Below are 24,284 nucleotides of genomic sequence, written 5' to 3'. Positions count from 1 at the left end.
CAGCATGTCTCTCGGTAAAAGGCATTCTATTATTGGGGCGAATGTACAGTCTTCGGGTCAGCAGGCTGCGTAATTTTCTTGGCGGCATGCTTCCAACCGACCTCCTGCACGCAGCATCGGCTTTTCCATGATCATTCTCCTGACGACCCCGGACCATCAATACACACTTCGCAGCATTGCCGAAGGCCAGTTCGGCGTGCCGGTTCCGGACATCAAAAGCCTGAGTTACGACCAGGTTCTTGCGGCATCCACCTTGCCGAGAGCCACCTATATTTTCGCGGATCTCGAGCGGCTTTCGACATCCCGCCTGAGACGGGCCGCCGACCTATATCGGAAATTGCGCGATTTTGGCGTGCGCTGCTTGAACGACCCTGCCTGCGCGATGAGCCGTGTGGAGCTTCTGACCAACCTCAACGAAAAAACCGGCAATCCCATCGAGGTCCATCGGGCGGACATGCGTCCGAGGCCGTCGCGTTTTCCCGTCTTCCTGCGCCTTGAAGACGAGCATGAGATGCCGTCGGATACGCTCTACTACAGCCAAAGCGAACTCGACGAGGCTCTTGCCGTGCAACGCCGGGATGGGGTGCCTTTGCGCGGCCTTCTCGTTCTGGAAAAGGTCGATGCGACGTACAACGGCACCCTGTGGGCCAAATGGGGCAGTTGGCGGATCGGCGAGCGGATCGTCGTGGAGCACATCGCCGTCGAAGACCGGTGGATGGTCAAATATGGCCGGCATGACTGTCTTACGGAAGACATCGTCTTAGACGAATTCGATGCCGTATCGACCAATCGGTTCGAGTCTTGGCTCATGCCGGCATTCGAGATCGCCGGGATCGAGTATGGCCGCGCGGACCATGCCACCACACCGGATGGGACGGTGGTGTTCGAGATCAACACCAACCCGTTTCTCGGCAACTATGTGCCGGACCCCTGGCTGAAACGCCGTGACGCCCAAATGCTGGCGAGACGGCGTTGGAGCGAGGCGATGCAGGCGATCGACACGCCGTGCTGACTGCCGGTCGAGAATGCTTCCACTATGGACGGGCATTGCGGGGCCATGGCGAACCATGGCCCACAACTTCAACCTGTGTGCGCAAGGCAAATCAGGTTGAAAAACGGCGTTATCAAGAAAAAAGCGGCGAAGGGGGCGGCGGCGGCGGGGGCGGACCAAGAGGCGCAGCGGTTTCGATGGAGAAAGTCATGCTTTCCATTCCTACAGTTATAGGGCGATTTCAAACGAAGGCTGAGCGGAACCACCCTTCGAGGCAAAGATAATCATAGCTCCAGGCGTTCCCGTCAAGATTGTGTCTTTTGGATCGGGCGGAAATTTTGGCGGCGTTCTCGTCACGCAGGCATGTCCCAATCCGCAACGTCGGGCTTTACGGGGTGATGGATCATGTTGCTCCGGCCGAAGCCGCTCGGGTCCTCGGCAAAATAACGCGGACAGGAGGGGCGCCAGATCAGGGTGCCCGGTCGCAGGCATTCGTCCTGCGGGGTGTTCTCGTAATTGGTTCCGCGCCGGGATGGCGGACACAGCGGCCCCTGCCCACCGATGTCTTCGACGGTGAAGCCACCGGCAAATGCGACGGTCGGCAGGGTGAACTCGTAATGGCCGCGCCAGCCGGCGATGGACATGATCAGCCCATAGGTCCGCGCGAAATGGCGGGACAGGCGCATGATCGGGTGAAACGCCCGGTGGACGTGGTCAGGACTGACCGACCCCGGCATCGCTGCCGACTGCCAATAGTACCAATCGCGACTTGCGGCGAGCGGTTGGACGGTCGTCGTCAGCAGATCGGACGCGTTCCGGCTGAACTGATCGAAAAGCTGCGCCCAGTCGCCGGAATAATCGACGTCGTATTCGACGATCCACACGAAATCGGCATCGAGGGACAGGACACAGGGAATGATCGCCACGTCCAGATAGCCCCGCTGCACGCCGCCATGCGCAGCCATCTCCCGATAGCGGGCCGGCATGCAGGACTTGGGCGGCCGATAGGCGAAATCGACTTGCGGTTCCGCCCGGTTGTCCGGATTGAACATGAAATGCCAGTCGATCATGTGCCCGGTCTGATCGACGAGACGCTGGAAATGCCGCTCGATCCGTTCGGAACGGACATGACAGACGAACAACCCCGCGACCTTGAAGGGAGGAACGGGTTTCATCGCTTGCCTTGGCTCTTCGGTCTGTAAGTCGGCGCAACGGGAACAGCGGGCGCCTCGGAATGGCACCGGACCATAGTAGGGTTCGGACGCCGGCCATTGAAAGGATTTCGTGGGCTTGGCTCCGGCACACCGCCCATTCGAGCCGTGTCCCCAAGCTGGGGAGGGAGGTGGGCAGAGATGGGATATGCGACGTCGCATTTCACAGCGCTGCGACTTATGGAAATTATCTCGCACCAGCACACGGACGGTTGAAACTTCCGACAGAATCGGCATGCTGTCGCCGATGGTCTGACCACTTCGCGTGCAGGGGGCACCTCCTGCCCGAAAAATGATCATCCTCGTTCGCGCATCGACCCGTATCCGTCCATCCTCGACCAGGAAACCGTCGCCCATGTCCGCCATCCTGCTGCAGGAAAGTTCCGAGACGAAGGACCAGCCGCTCCGCGAAGACATCCGCCTGCTGGGGCGCATCCTGGGCGACACCGTCCGCAGCCAGGAAGGGGAGGCGGTGTTCGACATCGTCGAGCGCATCCGCCAGACCTCGATCCGCTTTCACCGCGAAGAGGACCAGGGCGCCCGCAAGGAGCTTGAGGCGATCCTGAACAGCCTGTCCCCGCCGCAGACGGCGCGGGTGGTGCGGGCCTACAGCTTCTTCTCGCACCTCGCCAACATCGCGGAGGACCAGCACCACATCCGCCGCACCCGTGCCCATGCGCTCGCCGGGTCGGCCGCGCGCGACGGCACCATGGCCCATGCGCTGGACGAGGCCGCGAAAGCCGGTGTCACAACCCAGCAGTTGAAGGAGTTCTTCGACGGCGCGCTGGTCAGCCCGGTGCTGACCGCCCACCCGACCGAGGTGCAGCGCAAGAGCATCCTGACCGTGCAGATGCAGGTCGCCAAGCTGCTGGCCGAGCGCGACCACGGGCCGATGACGCCGGAGGAGGAGGACACCAACCTCGAATCGCTCCAGCGCGCCGTGCTGACGCTGTGGCAGACCGCGATCCTGCGCGCCACCAAGCTGGCGGTGACGGACGAGGTGGCCAACGGCCTGACCTTCTACGACTACACCTTCCTGCGCGAGATGCCGCGCTTCTATGCCCAGCTGGAAGACCATCTGCGCAAGACCGACCCGTCCTGGACGACGACGGAGCTGCCGTCCTTCCTACGGATGGGCAGCTGGATCGGCGGCGACCGCGACGGCAACCCCTTCGTCACCGCCCCCGTGCTGCGTCAGGCGATGCGGATGCAGAGCACCCGCGCCCTGCAATTCTATCTGGACGAGCTGCACACGCTGGGGTCGGAGCTGTCGCTCAGCACCCGCGTCATCGACGTGTCGGAGCCGCTGCGGCAGCTGGCCGAGCGTTCGCCCGACCCGTCGCCGCACCGCAAGATGGAGCCCTACCGCCGCGCCATTTCCGGCATCTATGCGCGGGTCGCCGCGACGCTTCGGACGCTGGACGGGCTGGAGGCGCCGCGCCACGCCGTGGGCGACGCGCCGCCCTACCAGACGCCGGCTGAGTTCCGCGCCGACCTCGAGATCATCGACCGCTCGCTGACCGTCAACGGCTCGGCGGCTCTGGCGAAGGGCCGGCTGCGTCACCTGCGCCGCGCCGTCGACCTGTTCGGCTTCCATCTCGCCAGCATCGACCTGCGCCAGAACTCCGACGTGCATGAGCGTTCGGTGGCGGAGCTGCTGTCCTTCGCCGACGCCGACGTCGATTACACGGCGCTGTCGGAGAACGAGCGGATCGAGATCCTGGTGCGCGAGCTGGACACCAACCGCCCGCTGGCCTCCGGCTACGCCGACTATTCCGAAGAAACCAGTTCCGAACTGGACATCCTGCGCACCGCCGCCGAAGCCCGCGTCCGCTTCGGCACCGATGCGGTGGTGAACTGCGTCATCTCCAAGACCGACGGCGTGTCGGACATCCTGGAGGTCGCCGTCCTGCTGAAGGAAGCCGGGCTGCTGCGGCCGAAGGACAAGGCGCTGGAACTGAACATCGCCCCGCTGTTCGAGACCATCGGCGACCTGCGCAACTGCGCCGCCACCATGGACCGGCTGCTGTCGATCCCGGTCTATCGGCGCTTCCTGGAGAGCCGCGGCAATCTGCAGGAGGTGATGCTCGGCTATTCGGACAGCAACAAGGACGGCGGGTTCCTCACCTCCGGCTGGGAGCTGTACAAGGCCGAGATCGCGCTGGTCGAAGTGTTCGCCAAGCATGGCGTGCGGCTGCGGCTGTTCCATGGCCGCGGCGGCTCGGTCGGCCGTGGCGGCGGTCCCAGCTATCAGGCGATCCTGGCCCAGCCGGCCGGCGCCGTGCAGGGCGCAATTCGCATCACCGAGCAGGGCGAGGTCATCGCCGGGAAGTACTCCAACCCGGAGGTCGGCCGCCGCAACCTGGAAACGCTGGCGGCGGCGACGCTGGAAGCCACGCTGCTGCACCCGGAATCGGCCGCCCCCTGCACCGACCAGTTCCTCCAGACCATGGAGGAACTGTCGGAGCACGCCTTCAAGGCCTATCGCGGGCTGGTCTACGAGACCGAGGGCTTCGAGAAGTATTTCTGGGAATCGACGGTGATCGGCGAGATCGCCAACCTCAACATCGGCAGCCGCCCGGCTTCGCGCAAGAAATCGACCAGCATCGAGGATCTGCGCGCCATTCCCTGGGTGTTCAGCTGGGCGCAGTGCCGCCTGATGCTGCCGGGCTGGTACGGCTTCGGGTCGGCGGTGAAGGCCTATCTGGCCCAGCATCCCGACGGGATCGAGCGGCTGCGCGCCATGCACCGCGATTGGGGCTTCTTCAGCACGCTGCTGTCCAACATGGACATGGTGCTGTCCAAGTCGAACATCGCCATCGCATCGCGCTATGCCGGGCTGGTGTCGGACCCGGCGCTGCGCGACGCCATCTTCACCCGCATCCGGGCGGAATGGCAGGACAGCATCGACGCCCTGCTGGCGATCACCGAACAGTCGGCCCTGCTGGAGAAGAACCCGCTGCTGGCGCGGTCGATCCGCAACCGCTTCCCCTATCTGGACCCGCTGAACCATGTCCAGGTCGAGTTGCTGAAGCGTCACCGCACCAGCGACAGCGGCGAGCAGATCGCCCGCGGCATCCATCTGACCATCAACGGCATCGCCGCCGGCCTGCGCAACAGCGGCTGATCTCCCGCCGTTTTCTTGCCGCAACGCAGCGGCGGGCGACGTTCCGCCGCATGGTTTCCGACAAAAACGCCCTTCCTCCGCCGCGAGGAAGGGCGTTTTATGTTTGCGGACGAATGGCTTGGTCCATCTTGTCCTTTTCTTGTGCGATGCACGATCAACTCTTCGGCATCGCAAAACAAAGCTCGGCCATTGGTGTTGAGACCAAAATAAGTCACGACAGATCTGCCGAAAATCACAGTTGATCGTCGGTGATTATTTTGATACCTCATGCCTCCCCGAGAGGAGAAATGGTATGACCACTCAGTCACAGCAGCAACAGATGGCCCAACCGCATCAAGAGCGGACGGCCACCGGTACCCAGGGCAACCGCGGCACGCAGGGCGGCGCCACCGACACCCATGAGGAATTCTGCGGCGGCGCCTGCGGTGCCGGTGCCGGCGCCGCGGTGATCTGGCGCCCGATCACGGTCGGGACCCGGCGCTGACCAGCGACGGTCTCCGCATGAGAAAAGCCCCTCTCCGCTGACGGGAGAGGGGCTTTTTTCTTTCGGTTCTGTTTTTGGCTATTTGCGGTCCCGGCGGCCCGGTCAGCCCGCCCGCATGCGGTTGACCAGACTGTCGACCTGCGAGCCCAGCGAGCGCACCTCATCCGCGACGGTGGAGGAGGCGGTCAGCACGCGGGTGGCGGACTCGCCGGACTCAGCGGCGGCGCGGGCGACGCTGTCGATGTTGCGCCGGACATGCTGGGTGCCGTCGGCCGCCTCGCCGACATTGCGGGCGATCTCGCGGGTGGCCGCACTCTGCTGTTCGACCGAGGCGGCGACGGTGGCGGCGATCTCGTTGATCTCGCGGATGGTGCCGGCGATGGAGCGGATCGCGTCCACCGCATCCTGGGTCACCGCCTGCATCGCCTGGATCTGGCTGGAGATCTCCTCCGTCGCCTTGCCGGTCTGGTTGGCGAGGCTCTTCACCTCGCTCGCCACCACGGCGAAGCCCTTGCCGGCCTCGCCGGCGCGGGCCGCCTCGATGGTGGCGTTCAGTGCCAGCAAATTGGTCTGGCTGGCGATGTCGTTGATGAGCTGCACCACCTCGCCGATCTTGTTGGCCGACTGCGACAGGCCCTCCACCGTGCGGTCGGTGCGCTCGGCCTCGGTCGCCGCCTTGCGGGCGATCTGGCTGGATGCGTGGACCTGGCTGCCGATCTCCTGGATCGAGGCCGACAGCTCCTCCGTCGCGGCGGCGACCGCCTTGACGCTGCCTTCGGCCTGCTGGGACGTGCTGGCGGCGGTTGCCGCCTCGCCGGTGGTGGCCTCGGCGTTGCGGCTCATCCGCTGGGCCATGTCCTGCATCTCGCCGGCGGCGCGTGCGACGCGGTCCAGCACGCCGCGCACGCTGCTCTCGAAGTTCTCGGCCATCTCGACCATGGCGCGGCGGCGCTCGCCGGCGGCACGGCCGCGTTCGGCCTCGGCCCGCGCATTGGCGGCATTCGCCTCGTTGGCGGTGTCGCGGAAGACCATCAGGGCGCGGGTCATATCGCCGATCTCGTCGGAGCCGGCAGCGGGGATCGGCGCGTTCAGGTTGCCGGCGGCAATCGCCCGCATAGCATCGGACAGTTGGCTGAGGCGCGCGACGATGTTGCGGCCGACCACGAACCAGGCCAGCGCCGCAGCGCCGATCAGGCTGGCGACCGCGAACAGGATCAGCATCTTGCGGCCGGCCGACAGGGCGTCGGTGGCCCCGGCGGCGGCGGTGTCCGCCTCCTGCTTCATCGCGGCGATCTGGCCGTCGACCATGCCGGCGAACTGCTGGGCGATCTGGCGGTTCTCCGCCAGCACCTTCTCGTTCTCCGCGGCGGCGCCGAGTTCGGAGCGGCGCAGCTTGAACAGGCTGTTGTCGCCCTTGCCGAAGCCGGCCAGCAGTTCGGCACTCTTCACCAGCTTCGGCAGCCCGTCGTCGCCGGCTGCCTGGAGTGCCTTCAGCCGCTCCTCCATCGCCTTGGCGGCGGCGGTGAAACGGGTTTCCAGCATGGCGAGCCGGTCGGCGCTGGGCGCCTGCGTCGCTTCGTTCAGCGCACCGACGGTGGCGGCGGCGTAGGTCGACAGTTCCAGATATGTGCGGAAGCGGGCCAGACCGTCCCCCAGCAGATCCTGCATCGAGTCACGGGTCTGCGACCGGATGTTGACGCTCGACAGCTTGATCTCGGCCTTCAGCCGCATCAGCGGCGATTCCATCTGGTCCAGCAGAGCGGCCTGCCGGCGGGCGGCATCGGCCAGGACCTCGGTCGTCCTCTGGCGGATGGCATCGCGCTCGGCGCTGCCGGCCGGCAGTTCCAGCGCCTTGCGGCGCATGTCGAAGACGCCGTCGGCGCCGTCGCCCAGCAGGAAGAAGGCGTCCAGCCCGTCGGAGGTCTCCTTGCTCAGCCGGCTGCCGATCTGGGCGGTGGCGCTGACCATGCGGGCGGCCGCTTCCAGATAATTCTGCTGGAACTGGGTGACGGCGAAGGCGGTTTCGGCACCACCGGTGCGCGTCAGCGCTTCCGATGCGAGCCCCAAGTCGCCACGCACCTCATACATCGTGATCAGCGAGCGGATAGCATCGCCCAGCGAATTCATGTCACGCTCGGTGCTGCTGTCCAGCGTCTCGCCCTTGCCGCGCAGCGTGGCGCCGGCCCGCTCGGTCAGCGGAGCGAGGTTGGCGAGGAAGGCGTCGTAGGACTTGGCCAGATCGACCGCCATTGTCTCGCGCGTGCCGCGGACGGACAGGCGCAGGTTGGCGGCGGCGTTGCCGCGTTCCAGCGTCGCGATCAGCCCCTGGGTCTTGGCGCGCAGTTCGCCGATCCGCGGATCGCCGGACCGGTGGGTGGCCAGTTCCTCCACCAGGGCGCCCAGCGCCTTGCCGTTGCCCATGATCTCGCCATAGACGCGCTCGCGCTCGCTCTGGCTTTCGGCGGCGGCAAGCACCGGCGCGGCAGCGGCGATGCCGCTGCTCTCGCCGGACAGGCGCTTCGCCAGCTCCATCTCCGGCAGGCCGGTGCCGACGATCTGCGTCAGCGGCCGTTCCACCGCCGAGAAGGAGGTCAGCCCGACCATGCTGGCGGCGACCGTCATGCCGGCCATGCCGGCGAAGGCGAGCAGAAGCTTGCCGCGCACGCCCAGCCTGCGGCCGCCTGCGGCACCTGTTGGGTGGTGGGGCACGGTGGTATCGTCGCGCGCGTTCATCGTCATATGCGTCCTGCTCCCCGGAAAGTGCGTCTAGGCCGGGCTTTCCACCCATTCTGCCCAATTCGTTGGTTCCCGCCGGCTGCGGACCGCTCCCCCACTCCCAGGGATTGTTCCGACCCACACTGCTTGGCCGCCCAACCATACCGCAGTGTGGTTGACAGATCCTTACGGGGGAACTCTCATTTTCTGCCTTTGCCGGTCATAATCCAATCGTCACACCCTGTTCGGATGGTGAACTTAACATGCGTCATTATGACCATCCGCAGCCCACCAACGTTATAGAGTCTCTTCGCGATCACAGCTGCATGATAGTCTCGGACTGGAAGTCATCGACGATGGGGAGAGGCATGCGGGTCTGGCAATCGGCGTTTGCACCCCCGGGGGCGGATCTGTCTCCGCGGACCGCCGATCTCGTTCTGGTTTTCGGCTCCATCGACATCTTCGACAGTCCAGGCTTCGCCAACCGGCTGGCTGCCGCCTACCCTGAGGCGATAAGGGTGGGATGCAGCACGGCGGGTGAGATCGCCGGGGACAGCGTCCTCGACGGTTCCTGCATCACGACCGCCATCCGCTTCGACAAGTGCACCGCGGTCTTCGCCACGGAGGCCGGCATCGCATCCTCCGACGACAGCCAGCGCGCGGGCGAAGCGCTCGGGGAGGCGCTGACCGCCCGGCCGGGCCTGTCGGGGGTGCTGCTGTTCGCCCGCGGCGTCGGCGTCAATGGCAGTGCGCTGATCGACGGGCTGTCGTCGCGCCTGCCATCCGGCGTGCCGGTATCGGGCGGACTGGCCGGCGACGGCGGTGCTTTCGTCCGCACGCTGGTGCTGGGACCGTCCGGCGTGTCCGACGCGCGGGCGGTGGCAGTCGGGCTGTACGGCGATTCCGTGCATCTCGGCCTCGGTTCCGTCGGCGGGTGGGAGCCGTTCGGGCCGGCGCGCAAGGTGACGAAGGCGGTCGGCAACCTGCTGCTCCAGCTGGACGGCGAACCGGCACTGAACGTCTACAAGCGCTATCTCGGCGATTATGCCCGCGACCTGCCGGCATCCGGGCTGCTGTTCCCCTTCGAGCTGCTGAACGGCAACCATGATTCGGTCGGGCTGATCCGCACCATCCTCGGCATCGACGAGGCGGCCGGCGGGCTGATCCTGGCCGGCACGGTGGAGGAAGGCTTCTATCTGCGGCTGATGCATGCCAGCACCGATGGGCTGGTCGACGGGGCGGAGCAGGCCGGCGCCATCGCCTCCGCCGCCAGTGCCGGCGCTCTGACGGTCGGCACGACTGCCGGAATGGCTGCCGAGCCAGCCGCCGAAGCGGCAGATGGCCGGTTCGCCCTGTTGACCAGCTGCGTCGGACGCAAGCTGGTGATGGGCGACCGGGTGGAGGAGGAGGTGCAGGCGGTGGCCGACCGGATGGGGGCCGGCACCGTGCTGGCCGGCTTCTATTCCTATGGAGAGATCGGGCCGATGCGTGATCTGGTCGATTGCCGGTTGCACAACCAGACGATGACGGTTGCTCTGCTGACGGAACGCTGACCGCATGCACCGCCTGCTGCAAAGCCAATTCAAGCGGGTGCTGGGCCTGCCGACCGCCGAGGCGGCGGACTCCGTCCTGGCGGAGTTGAAGGCGCTCGCCAGCACCGCCGGTCTGTCGGCGGAGGCGGCGCGGATGCTGGAGACGCTGCCGGCGCTGTTCACCCGCATCGGCCAGAGCTATGAGCAGGCGGACCGCGACCTGACGCTCAGGGCACGCAGCCTGCAGCTGAGTTCGGAGGAGCTGGCCGACACCAACGAGCGCCTGCGGCGCGAGGCGGCGGCGCAGGCCCATGCCATCCGCCGGCTGCGCGGCATCGCCAACAGCCTGCTGCGGGCGGATGGCCGTCCCGAACTGCCGGATGCGGCCGACAGCAGCCCGACCGACAGCCTGGAACGGCTGAGCCAGCTGATGGCAGGGCTGGTGGAGGAACGCTCCGCTGCGCAACGGGCGCTGGAACAGCAGAAATTCGCGCTCGACCAGCATGCCATCGTCAGCATCACCGACCACCGCGGCATCATCACCTACGCCAACGACAAATTCTGCCAGATCAGCGGCTTCCCCCGCGAAGAGTTGCTCGGCCGGTCGCACCGCATCGTCAATTCCGGCCACCACCCCTCCGGCTTCTTCGCGGAGATGTGGCACACCGTCATGGACGGGCAGGTCTGGCACGGCGAGATCTGCAACCGCACCAAGGCGGGCGAGGAATACTGGGTGGCGGCGACCATCGTCCCGCAGCTGACCGCCGACGGCCAGCCGCACCAGTACATCGCCATCCGCACCGACATCACCGAGCGCAAGCGGATGGAGGCGGAGCTTGAGGACAGCCGCCGCTTCCTGCAAAGCATCACCGACAGCATGGGCGAGGGCGTCTTCTCGCTGGACCGCAACGGCTTCTGCACCTTCCTCAACCCGGAAGCCGAACGGCTGCTCGGCTGGTCGCTGGAGGAGTTGCGCGGCATCACCCTGCATGATGCCGTGCATTACAAGGACGGGCAGGGGCGGCCGGTCGCCGGCAAGGACTGCACCGTCCTCAACACCGTCCGGCGCGGCGAGATCCACCGCTCGGAAACCGATCATTTCGTCCGGCGCGACGGCACGATCTTCCCCATCGCCATCACCGCGGTGCCGCTGCGCGAGGATGGCCGCATCGTCGGCTCGGTCACCGTCTTCCAGGACATCACCGAGCGCCAGCGCATGCTGACCGCTTTGCAGGAAAGCGAGGAACGGCTGACGGTGGCGCTGGACGCCTCCATCACCGGGCTGTGGGACTGGAACCCGGTGACGGACCATGCCTATTTTTCCGACCTCTGGCTCGGCATGCTCGGCTATGCGCCCGGCGAACTGCCGGGAAGGGGCGCCACTTGGCTGGCACTGCTGCACGAGGGCGACCGCGACCGCGTGCTGGCGACGCTGGAGGATCATGTGGCCGGCCGCGCCCCGGTCTATGAGGTCGAGTTCCGCATGCGCCACAAATCGGGCGCCTGGGTCTGGATCCTGTCGGCCGGCAAGGTGACGGACCGCGATGCCGACGGCCTGCCGACCCGCATCACCGGCATCCACAAGGATGTGACCGACCGCAAGCGGACCGAGGACGAGCTTGCCCGCGCCAAGGAGGAGGCCGACCGCGCCAACCGGCAGAAGAGCGATTTCCTGGCCAACATGAGCCACGAGATCCGCACGCCGATGAACGCGGTGATCGGCCTCAGCCACCTGATGATGAAGACGGAGCTGACGCCGCGACAGCGCGATTACCTCGACAAGATCCATGCCTCCTCGCGCAGCCTGCTCGGCATCATCAACGACATCCTCGATTTCTCGAAGGTCGAGGCCGGAAAGCTGACGATCGAGGCGATCCCCTTCCACATCGGCGACGTGTTGCAGGAGGTGGCGACCGTCGTCCTGCCCAAGGTGCGGGAAAAGGGGCTGGAACTGATCGTCGACCTGCATGGCGGCGTGCCGGGCACGCTGGTCGGCGACCCGTTGCGGCTGGGTCAGGTCATCCTGAATCTCGTCTCCAACGCCGTGAAGTTCACCGAACGGGGCGAGGTGGCGGTGACGGTCGGCGGGCGCATCGGCACCGCCGACGATTACCGGCTGGAGGTGGAGGTCTGCGACACCGGCATCGGCATGTCGCCGGAACAGGCCGCCGCCCTGTTCCGCCCCTTCACCCAGGCCGACAGCTCCACCACGCGGCGCTTCGGCGGCACCGGCCTGGGGCTGGCGATCTGCCGGCAGCTGGTGGAGCTGATGGGCGGCACCGTGTCGGTGGAAAGCCGGCCGGGCGAGGGCAGCATCTTCCGCTTCTCCATCCGCTGCCGGGTCGCGGCCGGCGACACCACCGACGACCGGCTACCGCGCGACCTGATGGACCGCCGCGTGCTGGTGGTCGACGACAGCGATGCCGTGCGCTCGATTCTGACCGACATGCTGGAACGCTTCGGCCTGACCGTCGAATCGGTCGGCGACGGCTTGTCGGCGCTGCGCCGGCTGGAGGAAGGACAGACCGGCATCAGGCCGCCGGTGGAGCTGGTGGTGCTGGACTGGCGCATGCCGGAACTGGACGGGGTGGAGACGCTGCGCCGCCTGCGCGCGCTGCCGGGCGCCCAGCCGCCTGTGGTGATGACCACCGCCTACGGCACCGACGGGGTGCAGGGGGCGCTGGACGGCGCGCTGAAAAACACGAGCGCGGCCGGTCCCGACCGGCCGGTCACCGCCGTGCTGGAAAAGCCGGTGACGCCGTCCGCCATGTTCGATTCGGTGATGATGGCGCTGGGCGGGGCTGCGGCCCGGCCCGGCGAGTCCGCACGCCGCGTGCACGATCCGGCCCAGTCGACGGAGCTGTCGGCGCTGGTCGGGCGCAGCGTGCTGCTGGTGGAGGACAATCTGGTCAACCAGCAGGTCGCCTGCGGCCTGCTGGAGCTGGTCGGCATCGAGGCCACCGTGGTCGGCAGCGGCGAGGAGGCCCTGCAATGCCTGCGTGAGGTGAAATTCGACCTCGTGCTGATGGATGTGCAGATGCCGGGGCTCGACGGCTACGAGACGACGCGGCTGATCCGGCGAAAGCTGGAACTGTCGAGCCTGCCGATCATCGCCATGACCGCCCACGCCATGGCAGGCGACCGCGAGCGCTGCCTCGATTCCGGCATGAACGACCATGTCTCCAAACCGATCGACCCGGAGACGCTCTATGCCGCACTCGCCCGCTGGCTGAAGCCGGTGCGCGGGATCGGCGGCGCCGCCGCGGCCACCACCGGGAATGCCGCAATACCGGCGGTCTCCGCGGTATCGGCCGCCCAGGCGCTGCCCGAGAGCCTGCCGCCGCTCGATCTCACGGTCGCCCGGCGCAATGTGAACGGCAACCTAGCCCTGCTGCGCCGGATCCTGATCGATTTCGCCGCCACCCATGAGGCAGAGGCGGTGCGGCTGTCCACCGCCGTTTGCGAGGACCGCTGGAAGGACGTGCTGCGGCTGTCCCACACCTTGAAGGGCACGGCGGCCACCATCGGCGCCATGGAGCTGTCCGGTCTGGCGGGCCGGGTGGAGGCCGGCGCGATGACGGTGCCGCCGGCCGTAGAGGACGGCCTGCTCGACCGGCTTGCCGACGCACTTGCGCGGGTGGTGGAGGGAATCGGCAGCCTCGGCCGGCCGGTTGCGGACATCACCCCGATGCCCGAACCGCCGGCATCGGCCAGCCTTCCGCGCGACATGCTGCGCGCGGCGCAATCGCTGTCTGAACGGCTGGGCGGCCTGCTGATCGCCGGAGATCCGGAAGCGGGCGATCTGGCCGATGCGCTTGCTTGCCTGCTGGCCGGCAGCCCGGTGACGTCCCTGGCCGAGCGGGTGAACCGTCATGCGGGGGCCTTCGATTTCGACGACGCCTCCACCGCCCTGACCGAACTGCGCGACCGCCTGCGCGATTTGAGAGAGACCGCGACATGAGCCTGCCGCCCCCGGTCGGACAGCCGAACGGCGACAAGCCGCGCATCCTGATCGTCGACGACGAGCCGATCAACCTGAAGGTCATGGCCGATCTGTTGCGCGACAGCTACGGCCTGATCGTGGCGAAGGACGGCCCGCAGGCGCTTGCCCGTCTGGCCGGCGACCCGCTGCCCGACCTGATCCTGCTGGACGTGATGATGCCGGGCATGGACGGCGTCGAGGTCTGCCGGAGGCTCAAAAGCGACGCCCGCACCCGCGGCGTGCCGGTGATCTTCATCACCGCAATGGGGCAGGTCCATGACGAGACCCGCGGGTTCGAGGTGGGAGCCGTCGATTACATCACCAAGCCGATCTCCCCGCCGGTGATGCTGGCGCGCGTCCGCACCCACATCGCGCTCCGCGAGGCGCAACGCGCGCTCGCCGACCAGAACAGGCAGCTGGAGGATCGTGTGGCGGAACGCACCCGCGACCTGCTGCGCGCCCAGGATGCCACCATCCGCGCCATGGCCTCGCTGGCGGAAACCCGCGACAACGAAACCGGCAACCACATCCGCCGGACCCAGAACTATGTGCTGGCGCTCGCCCTCCATCTCAGCCGCGACCCGCGCTATGCCGGCCAGCTGGACGAGGAAACCATCGAGCTGCTCTACAAATCGGCGCCGCTGCACGATGTCGGCAAGGTCGGCATCCCGGATTCGATCCTGCTGAAGCCGGGCAAGCTCAGCGACGCCGAGTTCGAGGTGATGAAGACCCACGCAGCCCTGGGACATGACGCCATTTTCGCCGCCGAGGGACAGACAGACCTCGCCATCACCGGCGGAAGCTCGTTCCTGCGCATCGCGCGGGAGATCGCCCATGGCCACCACGAGCGCTGGGACGGCACCGGCTATCCCCAGGGCTTGGCGGGAGAGGCGATCCCGCTGTCGGCCCGCCTGATGGCGGTCGCCGACGTGTACGATGCGCTGATCAGCCGCCGCTGCTACAAGCCGCCCTTCCCGCACGAACAGGCGGCCTCCATCATCCGTGAAGGCAGCGGCAGCCATTTCGATCCCGCCGTTGTCGACGCCTTCAACGCCCTGGAGGACGAGTTCACCGACATCGCCAGCCGTTACAAGGACGAGGAGTGAGGATCGCGCACCATGTGGCGCCCATCCTCAGAAAAGCTCGATCTCGACCTCGCGCCGGCCGATCACCGCAGCCTCCTGGCCGTCCGAGTCCAGAATATGGATCGGATCCCCGTCGCAATCGTCCGACATCGCCTGGGCGATCTCAAGTAGTTGAAGCGGCAGCCGCATCCGGCCATTCGACGACCGGTCGGCGCGGCAGGGGGCGATGGTGACGGTGATGGCCATGGATGGTGTTTCCGTTTGAACTGAACCGCGACCAAGGGCGCAAGGCTCATACCAAAGCAGGACGGTAAAGCTCTCGATCAGGGAAAGACCTTATGCGTGTGAAGGACTGTTCCGGCATGCGGCCGTGATCGGCCCCGTCCACCGCTCACGGATCGCGCACCTGTTAACCCACGCCTGTTAACCATGGCTCGGATCGTCAGGAGGAAGCCATCCATCGACGCTGCAGTCTGCAACGCAATAGGCAATCGCAGACTGCGGAATCGCGGGCCGGACCGGACTTGGCCCGCAACCGTGGACTGTGGACTCAGATCCAGGAATCGTCCCCGCCGCTGCCGCCATCGTCGAAGGACGGATCGTCGTACGATGCATCGTCGGCCGGCGGCGGATCGGGCGCATAAGCGGCATCCTGTGCCGTGTCGCCGCCCGCATCGCTTTGCGGACCCTGGTCGTCGCCGTAGTAGTTGTTGGTGATCACCGTCTCGTTGATCGTTTCGCCGGCCATCGGCTGTGCCATCGCCGTACCGAAGGGGCCGGGCGAATGGTGCAGCAGGGAGGAGATGGCGCTCGCCGCCAGCATGCCGCCGGCCACGCCGGCCGCCGTCTGCGCCGCACCGGCGAAGAATCCGCCGCCGCGCGGCGCCATGCCCGGCTGCGGGACGGGGGAGGGACTGTATTGCTGCTGCGGATAGGCGGCACCCGGCGCCGCTCCCCACGGGCTGCGGCCGGCGGCCGGCTGTTGCTGCGGCTGCCCCTGCGGCGCCTGCGGATAGGAGGGGGCAGGGGAAGGTTCGGCCCCACGGCCCCACGGGCTGCGTCCAATGCCGAGCGCGTTCGACAGGAAGCTGCCGCCGGACTGGGCCGGCTGGGCCGAACGCTCGCGCATCTGGCGTTCCAGCTCCTCGATCCGGGTCTGTGCCGCGGTCAGCGCCTGCTGCTGCACCAGGACGGTCTGCGCCATGTAGTAGGACGACAGCGGCTGGTCCTGCACCGACCGGCGGATGAAGTCCTCCGCTTCGGCGTCGCGCGGCTGGGAGGTCTGCTGGGACTCCACATCGCGCAGGCGACGGAACAGGTCGGACAGAAGCGTGCGTTCCTCGGGGGTCATCGACGTCTCCTAAGACATGGCGCCCATCGCAGGCGGACGCCGCCCCTACATGTGGAGTCGCCATCCCCCCGAGGACAAGTCCCTTGTGAGGTATCCCCGCCTTGAGGGACTGTCCCGCCCCACAACACCGCGCCGGTCATTTAGTTTCGCGTCTTAAGCAATATTGCGCAAAAATCCCAGCGACTTGCCAAAGGTTCCGAAGCTGGGTCTTTGGATGGTGGATTGCTGGGCTGACCATTGTGGGAAGTGGGCGGCTATATCGGCTATGGCGTCGCGGAATTAACATATGACATTGACGGGGGTGCCTTTTTTCCCATCGATAGGCCACATTTGTGATGCGACCGCCCGGCGGCGCCGGTTGAGAAGCCGAGACCAAGATGAACAGGCGCCGAGAGATGGTGGAACTGACCGACCTGGAGCGCGATGCGCTGACCGAGTTGGTGAATATGGGGGTCGGCCGCGCCGCCACCCATCTCAGCCGCATGGTCAACGACCAGGTTCTGCTGTCCGTGCCGACCGTGGACATCGTCAGCCGGCAGGAGGCTTCCGATTTCCTGGCCGCGCGCGAGCGCAGCGGGCTGGTGGCGGTGGAGCAGCAGTTCCAGGGCTCCTTCGACGGCCGCGCCATGCTGATCTTTCCGGAGGCCAACAGCCTGGAACTGGCCCGTGCGGTTCTGGGCGGCGACCTGACCCTGGCGGAAATCGTCGATCTGGAGCAGGACGCCCTCGCTGAGATCGGCAACATCATCCTCAACGGTTGCCTGGTCGTCGTCGCCAACGCGCTGAAGGACCGGCTGACCATCTCGCTGCCGGCGGTGCTGCGCGGCGATGGCGCCAACATCCTCAAGGACAAGGTCGGCAGCGGCGATGAGCTGGTGCTGTTCCTCTACATCGATTTCACCATCCGCAGCCGCAGCATCCGCGGCTACATCGCCCTGCTGATGGGGGTTTCGTCCCTCCAGTCCCTGAAGCAACTGATCCACGCCTTCATCGAAGGCATCGCCGCCGAAGAACCCACATCCGCTGGAACGTCGTCTCATGGCTCCCAGATTGCCTGAACAACCCACCTGGGCACTGGATGTCCTCGGCGCGCTGGATGCCGGCATCCTGCTTCTGGACCGCCATTGCCGCGTTCTCTACTGGAACGGCTGGATGGAGCAGGCCTCCACCCTGACGGCCAGGGAGATCCTCGGGCACGACCTGTTCGACGCACTGCCCAACCTGCGGGAATCGCGTCTGCACATCGCCGTGCGCGATACGCTGGCCACCGGCGCACCCGGCGTCCTGTCGCACACGCTGAACCCCATGCTGTTCCCGCTGCGCCTGCCGGACGGGCGGCGGATGGTCCACAATGTGGTGATCCGTCCCCTGCCGTCGCACGCATCCTCGCCCCATTCGCAATCCGCGGGCAACGAGGCGCGCTGCCTGATCCAGGTGACCGACGTGACCGCGTCGGTGAACCGCGAACGGGTGCTGCGCGAACAGCGCGACGCGCGCTATCGCGCCATCGTCGACACCGCCCCCGACGCCATCATCACCACCGACACCCGCGGCATGGTGCAGTGGATGAACGGCACCGCCACCCGTCAGTTCGACTATCGGCCGGACGAGCTGATCGGACAGAGCGTCGCGGTGCTGCTGGGCGAGGATGCTCCCGACTGGATCGCCATGGCGGAGGGCAGCGGGCCGGGTGCCGCCGGCATCGATATGGCGGCGCAGCCGGTGGAGCTGTCCGGCCGGCGTCGCGACGGCAGCCACATCGACCTGGAACTGTCGATGGCTCGCTGGGAATCGGAAGGGCGCAGCTTCATCACCGGCATCCTGCGCGACATCACCGAACGCCGCCGCACCCGAGAGGAGCTGCGGACCAGCGCGCTCGCCATGCGCCAGTTGGCCGAGCAGACCAAGGCGACGCTGGACGCGCTGCCGGCCTTCATCGCGGTGCTCGACCGCTCCGGCCACATCGTCTCGGTCAACCGCGCCTGGGGCGAAGCCGGGCCGGAAACGACCTTCCTCGGCCAGGGCTGCATCGTCGGCGACGATTATCTCCACCATTGCGGCCGGGGCGACACCGCCGACCCGCGCGCCGACACCGTGATGGACAACCTGCGCAGGCTGCTGAGCGAAGGCGGGCCGCCGGTGTCGGCGGAATATGTCACCAACAACCAGCATTGGTTCCGCTGTCTCGCTGCCCCGATGCCGGCGGGCCCCTTCGGCGGCACCGTGCTGATGCACATCGACGTGACGGAGATCAAGTCGATGGAGGCGGCGCTGCGCAAGCTGGTCGGCCAGAAATCGACGCTGCTGCGCGAGGTCAACCACCGCGTCAAGAACAGCCTGCAGCTGGTGTCCAGCCTGCTGACCCTGCAGACGCTGAGCCTGCCCGACGAGGGGGTGCGGGTGCATTTCCAGGATGCCCGCAGCCGCATCGAGGCGATTGCCCGCGTCCACAATCGCCTCTATCAGGCCGACCAGTTCCAGACCATCGAGTTCGGCACCTACCTGAACGAGCTGTGCGAGGATCTGGCGCGCGCATCCGGCGGCGACAGCATGTGCGACATCGTCGTGCGGTCGGACGTGGTCGACCTGCCCATCGACCATGCCGCCCCGCTCGGCCTGATCGCCAACGAACTGATCACCAACGCGGTCAAGCATCGCGGCAACGGTGCGGCGAGGGTGACGGTCACCTTCCGGCGCGAAGACGAGAAGCTCGCCCTGACCGTCTCGGACCGCGGTCCGGGCCTGCCGTCCAACTTCGACATCCGCAAGAGCCGCAGCCTCGGCATGCGCCTGATTTCCAGCCTCGCCGGCCAGATCCGGGCCAGCGTCGACATCGACACCACCGCCCAGGGCACCACCTTCCGCATCGAGCTTGCGGTGCCGGACGAGGTGCCGCTGCTTGAGACCTCTTCGCCAGAGGAGATCTCGGGATGAAGATCCTGCTGGTTGAAGATGAGGTGCTGATCGCGCTCGAACAGCAGCTGTATCTGGAGAATGTCGGCCACAGCGTCATCGGCCCGGCAGTCACGGCCGTGGAGGCGGTGGAAATCGCCGCGGACGACAAGCCGGATCTCGCCCTGGTCGACGTGCATCTGGGAATGGGCACCAACGGCATCGACGCCGCACGGGGACTGACCAGGCTGGGTGTGCCTTGCCTGTTCATCACCTCCTTCCGCGACGAGCTGAAGAAGGACGGCCCGCTGACCGGCATCGGCTGCCTGCCCAAGCCCTTCACCGAAAGCGGCCTGCTCGCCGCCGTCGATGTCGCCCGCGCCATCCTGGCGGGGGAGACGCCGCGCAACGTGCCTCAGACGATGGAACTGTTCGTGTGAGAGCGTCTGCGTCTGCCCGGTGCCTGTAGAGGCGCCGGGCAGACTCTACCCCCCGATCCGCCGGACCGGCTCCGGCGCCGATTGCTGCTCGAACAGACGGCGATAGAGCCCACCCGGCCGGTGGAGCAGGACGGCGTGGCTGCCTTCCTCCACCACCCGGCCCTGGTTGAAGACCAGGATGCGGTCCAGTGTGCGCACGGTGGACAGGCGGTGGGCGATGATGATGGCGGTGCGGCCCTGCATCAGCCGCTCGATGGCCTCCTGGATCAGCGCCTCCGATTCCGAATCCAGGCTGGAGGTCGCCTCGTCCAGGATCAGGATCGGCGCGTCGGCCAGGAAGGCGCGGGCCAGCGCCACCCGCTGCCGCTCGCCGCCCGACAGCTTGACGCCGCGCTCGCCGACCAGCGTCGCATAGCCCTTCGGCAGGCGGACGATGAAGTCGTGGGCGTTGGCGAGTTTGGCGGCCCGCTCGATCTCCGCCATCGACGCGCCGGGGCGTCCGTAAGCGATGTTCTCCGCGAGCGTGCGGTGGAACAGGATCGGCTCCTGCGGTACGATGGCGATCTGGGAGCGCAGGGAGTGCTGCGTCGCCCCCGCGACTTCCTGCCCGTCGATCAGCACCCGGCCGTCGGTCACGTCATAGAGGCGCTGGATCAGCTTGACGAAGGTGGTCTTGCCCGACCCCGACGGCCCGACCAGCCCGACCCGCTCGCCCGCCTTGATGGTCAGCGACAGGTCGCGGTAGAGCGGCGTGGTGTGCCCGCCATACTGGAAGGTGACGCGGTCGAAGCGCACCTCGCCCGCCCGGATGCGGATCGGGGTGGCCTCCGGCCGGTCCTCCACCCCCAACGGCTCGGCATGGATCGCCACCAGCTCCTCCATCTCGTTGACCGAGCGCTGGAGGTGGTTGATGTGCATGCCGATGTCACGCAGATAGCCATGCACGACGAAGTAGGTGGTCAGCACATAGGCGACGTCGCCCGGCGTCGCCTGCCCGCGCCACCACAGCCAGAGCGCCGTCGCGACCACGGCGCTGCGGATCAGCAGCAGCACAACCAGTTGCACGGTGCTGTGGCGGGTGTGGCGGGTCCAGGTGCGGTGGGTGCGCCGGCTCCATTTGCCGACGACGCCGGACAGGCGGTCGTCCTCGCGCGGCTCGGCGCCGAAGGCCTTGACCACGGCATTGCAGCCGATGGCGTCGGCCAACGTCCCGCCGAGCCTGGTGTCCCAGGCGTTCGACAGCCGGGCGGCCGGCGCGATGTAGAGGGTGGAGAACAGCACCGTCATCGCGATGTACACTGCAGTGCCGAGCGCGATCACCAGCCCCATCGCTGGCCAATGCAGCCCCAGCGTCACCATCGTGCCGATCAGCACGACCAGCGACGGCCACAGCGCCAGCAGCAGCGTGTCGTCCAGCGTGTCGAGCGCCCACATGCCGCGGGTGATCTTGCGCACCACGGATCCGGCGAAGCTGTTGGCATGCCAGTCGGTGGAGAAGCGCTGGATGCGGTGGAAACTGTCCTGGCCGACATCGGCCATGATGCGCAGGGTGAAGGGAATGACGCAGCTCCAGGCGATGTGGCGCATCACCACCATGCCGACGCCGAGTGCCACCATGGCGCCGAAGGCGGTCAGCGCCGCATGCAGTGCGGCGTCGCGGTCGCCCGGCAGCAGGGTGAGGGCATCGACCAGCCGGCCGGCGAACAGCGGCATGAAGACGTCGGCCAGCGTCGACAGGGCGATGGCGCCGGCAATGCCGACGGCCAGCGGTGTCTGGCGGCGCCAGTGACGGAAGGTGAAGGCCAGAACGCTGCGGATGGCGTTCGGCCGCGGGGTGCGTTTCGACTGTGCCATGGGAATCCAACCGGGGCAGGGGCCGGCCATGCGGGCGGCGGCGCCGTTGGGAGAAATGCGAACAGGTGACGGTGCGTGGCTTCAGGCAGCCGGCGCGAAGGCATTACGTGGCGGTCATCGCCCTCTCTCCCTCGGGGAGAGGGAGGGGACCCACGAAGTGGGGAGGGTGAGGGGGATGCCTGGTGGGACATTGCGATAATCCTCGCAGTGCATCCCCCTCACCCTGACCCTCTCCCCGGGGGGGAGAGGGGAATGGGGCCTGTGCGCTTTACCGTCACCGGCCCTTCAAATTGGTCTGGCGCGGCTTCATGCCGGACGGCTTGCCGCCAGCCCCAGCGGCTGGCTTCGCCCCCGGCGCCTTGCCAACGGGCGCCTTGCCCACCGGCGGCACCACGCGGCGGCCCTGGCCGGCCTGCTGGGTGAAGAAGGTCTTGCCCCCCTTCTCCCGCGGCTTGGCGGTGGCGCCGACCGGTTGCCAGCCCGGGATCAGATGCTCCTCGCCCGGACCGATCAGATCCTCGCGGCCCAGGCGCTTCAGCGCCTCGCGCAGGATCGGCCAGTTCTCCGGATCGTGATAGCGCAGGAAGGCCTTGTGCAGGCGGCGCTGCTTCAACCCCTTCGCCGACGAAACGATTTCCGATCCGACGCGGCGGACCGGCCGCAGCGGGTTGCGCTCGCTGTGGTACATCGCGGTCGCCAGCGACATCGGCGAGGGCAGGAAGGTCTGTACCTGATCCGCCTTGAAGCCGTTCCGCTTCAGCCACAAGGCGAGGTTCATCATGTCCTCGTCCGTGGTGCCGGGGTGGGCGGCGATGAAGTAGGGGATCAGGTAGAGCTTCTTCCCGGCCTCCTTCGCGACCTTGTCGAACATCCGCTTGAACTCGTCGTAGGCCCCCATGCCGGGCTTCATCATCTTGCCCAGCGGCCCCGGCTCGGTGTGTTCCGGCGCGATCTTCAGGTAACCGCCGACATGGTGGGTCACCAGTTCCTTCACATATTCCGGATTACGGACGGCGAGGTCGTAGCGCAGGCCCGACGCGATGTGGATCTTCTTCACCCCCGGCACCGCGCGGGCCTTGCGGTAGAGCTGGACCAGCGAGGAATGGTCGGTGTTCAAATTCTTGCAGATGTCCGGGAAGACGCAGGACGGGCGGCGGCAGACGGCTTCCGTCTCCTTGTCCTTGCAGGCGAGGCGATACATGTTGGCGGTCGGCCCGCCCATGTCGGAGATGACGCCGGTGAAGCCCTTGGTCTTGTCGCGGATATGCTCGATCTCGCGCAGGATCGACCCTTCCGACCGGCTCTGTATGATGCGCCCCTCATGCTCGGTGATCGAGCAGAAGGAACAGCCGCCGAAGCAGCCGCGCATGATGTTGACCGAGAAGCGGATCATCTCCCACGCCGGAATGCGTGCATCGCCGTAGGACGGATGCGGCGCGCGGGCATAGGGCAGGTCGTAGACGCCGTCCATCTCGTTGGTTTCGAGCGGGATCGGCGGTGGGTTCAGCCAGACGTCGCGGTCGCCGTGGCGCTGGACCAGCGCGCGGGCATTGCCGGGGTTGCTCTCCTGGTGCAGCACGCGGCTGGCATGGGCATAGAGCACCTTGTCGGCCGTCACCTGCTCGTAGCTGGGCAGCCGCACCGCCATGCGGTCGGCACCGGCGGCGCGCGGCGACACCGGCGCGGACGGATCGTCGATGGAGCTGCTGTCCACCACCGTCCAACCGTCCGGCAGGGACGAGCGCATGATGGCGGTGCCGCGGATGTCGGTCATCGCCTTGGGCGATTCCCCCGTCAGCGCACGCTGGGCGATCTCGATGATCGCACGTTCGGCATTGCCGTAGACCAGCATGTCCGCCTTGGAATCGACCAGGACGGATCGGCGGATCTTCTCGCTCCAATGATCGTACTGGGCGATGCGGCGCAAGCTGGCCTCGATGCCGCCGAGGACGATGGGCACGTCCTTGAAGGCTTCGCGGCAGCGCTGGGAATAGACGATGACGGCACGGTCCGGCCGCTTGCCGCCCTCGTCGTTCGGCGTGTAGCTGTCGTTGTGGCGCAGGCGGCGGTCAGCCGTGTAGTGGTTGACCATCGAATCCATGTTGCCGCCGGTCACGCCCCAGAACAGCCGCGGCTTGCCCAGGATCTTGAACGGCTCCGCACTGCTCCAGTCCGGCTGGGCGATGATGCCGACCCGCAGGCCCTGCGATTCCAGCAGCCGGCCGATGATCGCCATGCCGAAGCTGGGATGGTCGACATAGGCATCGCCGGTGACGACGATCACGTCGCACTGGTCCCAGCCCAGCCGGTCCATTTCCGCGCGCGACATCGGCAGAAAGGGCGCCGCCTTGGGGCGCACGCTGCGGTCGGGGCGGTGAGTGAACAGGTTGGGGGCCGCGAGCATCGCGTTCTCCGGGTCTCGATCAACAATGCGGATGGATAAGCCGACAGTCTTACCTTGTCGGCCAGCAAATTCCCACCGCTGATAACGCAGCGGAGCAATGGGACATTGTGCGGGGTGGCGCGACAGCTATGTGGGACGCCCCACAGCCCGTGCAAGGGGCGCGGCCAGGGGGATGACCAAGGGAGCCGACCGGGAGACAAGGCGCGCGTGTGGGCA

Annotated in this window: 15 protein-coding genes; 9 read left to right on the top strand and 6 right to left on the bottom strand. The window is 67.0% G+C overall.

Going from position 1 to position 24,284, the window contains the following annotated elements; genetic code table 11:
- Positions 1-127: 127 nt before the first annotated feature.
- Positions 128-1,012 (top strand): hypothetical protein, encoded by an 885-nt coding sequence (locus TSH64_RS07680; protein WP_109096232.1) that lies wholly within the window; start codon positions 128-130, stop codon positions 1,010-1,012.
- A gap of 332 nt (positions 1,013-1,344) precedes the next feature.
- Here the strand turns inward: TSH64_RS07680 and TSH64_RS07675 are convergent, their stop codons facing one another.
- Positions 1,345-2,559 (bottom strand): hypothetical protein, encoded by a 1,215-nt coding sequence (locus TSH64_RS07675; RefSeq protein ID WP_109096231.1) that lies wholly within the window; start codon positions 2,557-2,559, stop codon positions 1,345-1,347.
- Between TSH64_RS07675 and ppc the strand changes: the two genes are divergently transcribed.
- Both ppc and TSH64_RS07665 read left to right on the top strand, forming a co-directional pair.
- Positions 2,558-5,329 (top strand): phosphoenolpyruvate carboxylase, encoded by a 2,772-nt coding sequence (gene ppc / locus TSH64_RS07670; protein ID WP_109096230.1) that lies wholly within the window; start codon positions 2,558-2,560, stop codon positions 5,327-5,329. The two genes, TSH64_RS07675 and ppc, sit on opposite strands and share 2 nt — an antisense overlap.
- Positions 5,330-5,621: 292 nt before the next feature.
- Positions 5,622-5,813, top strand: coding sequence for a hypothetical protein (locus TSH64_RS07665; RefSeq protein WP_109096229.1), 192 nt, complete (start codon positions 5,622-5,624; stop codon positions 5,811-5,813).
- A 102-nt stretch (positions 5,814-5,915) separates the two neighbouring features.
- Here the strand turns inward: TSH64_RS07665 and TSH64_RS07660 are convergent, their stop codons facing one another.
- Positions 5,916-8,552: a HAMP domain-containing methyl-accepting chemotaxis protein gene (locus TSH64_RS07660; protein ID WP_109096228.1), complete on the bottom strand. Its 2,637-nt coding sequence runs from the start codon at positions 8,550-8,552 to the stop codon at positions 5,916-5,918.
- Between the two features lie 344 nt (positions 8,553-8,896).
- Between TSH64_RS07660 and TSH64_RS07655 the strand changes: the two genes are divergently transcribed.
- From TSH64_RS07655 to TSH64_RS07645, 3 genes are read left to right on the top strand one after another with little or no spacing between them, the layout of a single operon-like run.
- Positions 8,897-10,081: an FIST N-terminal domain-containing protein gene (locus TSH64_RS07655; RefSeq protein ID WP_109096227.1), complete on the top strand. Its 1,185-nt coding sequence runs from the start codon at positions 8,897-8,899 to the stop codon at positions 10,079-10,081.
- A gap of 4 nt (positions 10,082-10,085) precedes the next feature.
- Entirely contained in the window at positions 10,086-14,021 is a 3,936-nt protein-coding gene (locus TSH64_RS07650) for a PAS domain S-box protein (RefSeq protein ID WP_109096226.1), read from the top strand.
- Positions 14,018-15,148 (top strand): two-component system response regulator, encoded by a 1,131-nt coding sequence (locus TSH64_RS07645; protein WP_109096225.1) that lies wholly within the window; start codon positions 14,018-14,020, stop codon positions 15,146-15,148. Before TSH64_RS07650 ends, TSH64_RS07645 begins: the two co-directional genes overlap by 4 nt.
- A gap of 27 nt (positions 15,149-15,175) precedes the next feature.
- On the opposite strand, the gene TSH64_RS07640 is transcribed toward TSH64_RS07645, so the two are convergent.
- Entirely contained in the window at positions 15,176-15,373 is a 198-nt protein-coding gene (locus TSH64_RS07640; RefSeq protein WP_109096224.1) for a hypothetical protein, read from the bottom strand.
- A 304-nt stretch (positions 15,374-15,677) separates the two neighbouring features.
- Positions 15,678-16,478 (bottom strand): DUF2076 domain-containing protein, encoded by an 801-nt coding sequence (locus TSH64_RS07635; RefSeq protein WP_109096223.1) that lies wholly within the window; start codon positions 16,476-16,478, stop codon positions 15,678-15,680.
- A 377-nt stretch (positions 16,479-16,855) separates the two neighbouring features.
- On the opposite strand from TSH64_RS07635, the gene TSH64_RS07630 reads away from it, so the two are divergent.
- The 3 genes from TSH64_RS07630 to TSH64_RS07620 are packed head-to-tail and all read left to right on the top strand — an operon-like array spanning position 16,856 to position 19,810.
- The gene (locus tag TSH64_RS07630; protein ID WP_247872810.1) at positions 16,856-17,536 is read left to right on the top strand and encodes a chemotaxis protein CheX; all 681 of its coding nucleotides are present in this window, start codon (positions 16,856-16,858) and stop codon (positions 17,534-17,536) included.
- Positions 17,517-19,412 carry a PAS domain S-box protein gene (locus tag TSH64_RS07625; RefSeq protein ID WP_109096221.1) on the top strand — a complete coding sequence of 632 codons (1,896 nt, stop codon included), beginning with the start codon at positions 17,517-17,519 and terminating at the stop codon, positions 19,410-19,412. The genes TSH64_RS07630 and TSH64_RS07625 overlap by 20 nt, the downstream gene beginning before the upstream one ends.
- Positions 19,409-19,810, top strand: a complete 402-nt coding sequence (locus TSH64_RS07620; protein WP_098735247.1) for a response regulator — start codon at positions 19,409-19,411, stop codon at positions 19,808-19,810. Before TSH64_RS07625 ends, TSH64_RS07620 begins: the two co-directional genes overlap by 4 nt.
- Positions 19,811-19,855: 45 nt before the next feature.
- Here the strand turns inward: TSH64_RS07620 and TSH64_RS07615 are convergent, their stop codons facing one another.
- Positions 19,856-21,664 (bottom strand): ABC transporter ATP-binding protein, encoded by a 1,809-nt coding sequence (locus TSH64_RS07615; RefSeq protein ID WP_109096220.1) that lies wholly within the window; start codon positions 21,662-21,664, stop codon positions 19,856-19,858.
- Positions 21,665-21,938: 274 nt separating this feature from the next.
- Positions 21,939-24,068, bottom strand: a complete 2,130-nt coding sequence (locus tag TSH64_RS07610; protein ID WP_109096219.1) for a YgiQ family radical SAM protein — start codon at positions 24,066-24,068, stop codon at positions 21,939-21,941.
- Between the last annotated feature and the right edge of the window lie 216 nt (positions 24,069-24,284).

It is taken from the genome of Azospirillum sp. TSH64 (genome assembly GCF_003116035.1).
Taxonomy (GTDB): Bacteria; Pseudomonadota; Alphaproteobacteria; order Azospirillales; family Azospirillaceae; genus Azospirillum.
Note: the sequence above shows the minus strand (reverse complement) of the source record. Positions and strands in the feature narration are given on the sequence as shown.

Coding starts and splice junctions, on each gene's coding strand:
- TSH64_RS07650 (WP_109096226.1), top strand. CDS start 10,086: ATGCACCGCCTGCTGCAAAGCCAATTCAAGCGGGTGCTGGGCCTGCCG.
- TSH64_RS07680 (WP_109096232.1), top strand. CDS start 128: ATGATCATTCTCCTGACGACCCCGGACCATCAATACACACTTCGCAGC.
- TSH64_RS07625 (WP_109096221.1), top strand. CDS start 17,517: ATGGCTCCCAGATTGCCTGAACAACCCACCTGGGCACTGGATGTCCTC.
- TSH64_RS07655 (WP_109096227.1), top strand. CDS start 8,897: ATGCGGGTCTGGCAATCGGCGTTTGCACCCCCGGGGGCGGATCTGTCT.
- TSH64_RS07640 (WP_109096224.1), bottom strand. CDS start 15,373: ATGGCCATCACCGTCACCATCGCCCCCTGCCGCGCCGACCGGTCGTCG.
- TSH64_RS07665 (WP_109096229.1), top strand. CDS start 5,622: ATGACCACTCAGTCACAGCAGCAACAGATGGCCCAACCGCATCAAGAG.
- TSH64_RS07645 (WP_109096225.1), top strand. CDS start 14,018: ATGAGCCTGCCGCCCCCGGTCGGACAGCCGAACGGCGACAAGCCGCGC.
- TSH64_RS07615 (WP_109096220.1), bottom strand. CDS start 21,664: ATGGCACAGTCGAAACGCACCCCGCGGCCGAACGCCATCCGCAGCGTT.
- TSH64_RS07675 (WP_109096231.1), bottom strand. CDS start 2,559: ATGGGCGACGGTTTCCTGGTCGAGGATGGACGGATACGGGTCGATGCG.
- TSH64_RS07620 (WP_098735247.1), top strand. CDS start 19,409: ATGAAGATCCTGCTGGTTGAAGATGAGGTGCTGATCGCGCTCGAACAG.
- TSH64_RS07630 (WP_247872810.1), top strand. CDS start 16,856: ATGAACAGGCGCCGAGAGATGGTGGAACTGACCGACCTGGAGCGCGAT.
- ppc (WP_109096230.1), top strand. CDS start 2,558: ATGTCCGCCATCCTGCTGCAGGAAAGTTCCGAGACGAAGGACCAGCCG.
- TSH64_RS07660 (WP_109096228.1), bottom strand. CDS start 8,552: ATGACGATGAACGCGCGCGACGATACCACCGTGCCCCACCACCCAACA.
- TSH64_RS07610 (WP_109096219.1), bottom strand. CDS start 24,068: ATGCTCGCGGCCCCCAACCTGTTCACTCACCGCCCCGACCGCAGCGTG.
- TSH64_RS07635 (WP_109096223.1), bottom strand. CDS start 16,478: ATGACCCCCGAGGAACGCACGCTTCTGTCCGACCTGTTCCGTCGCCTG.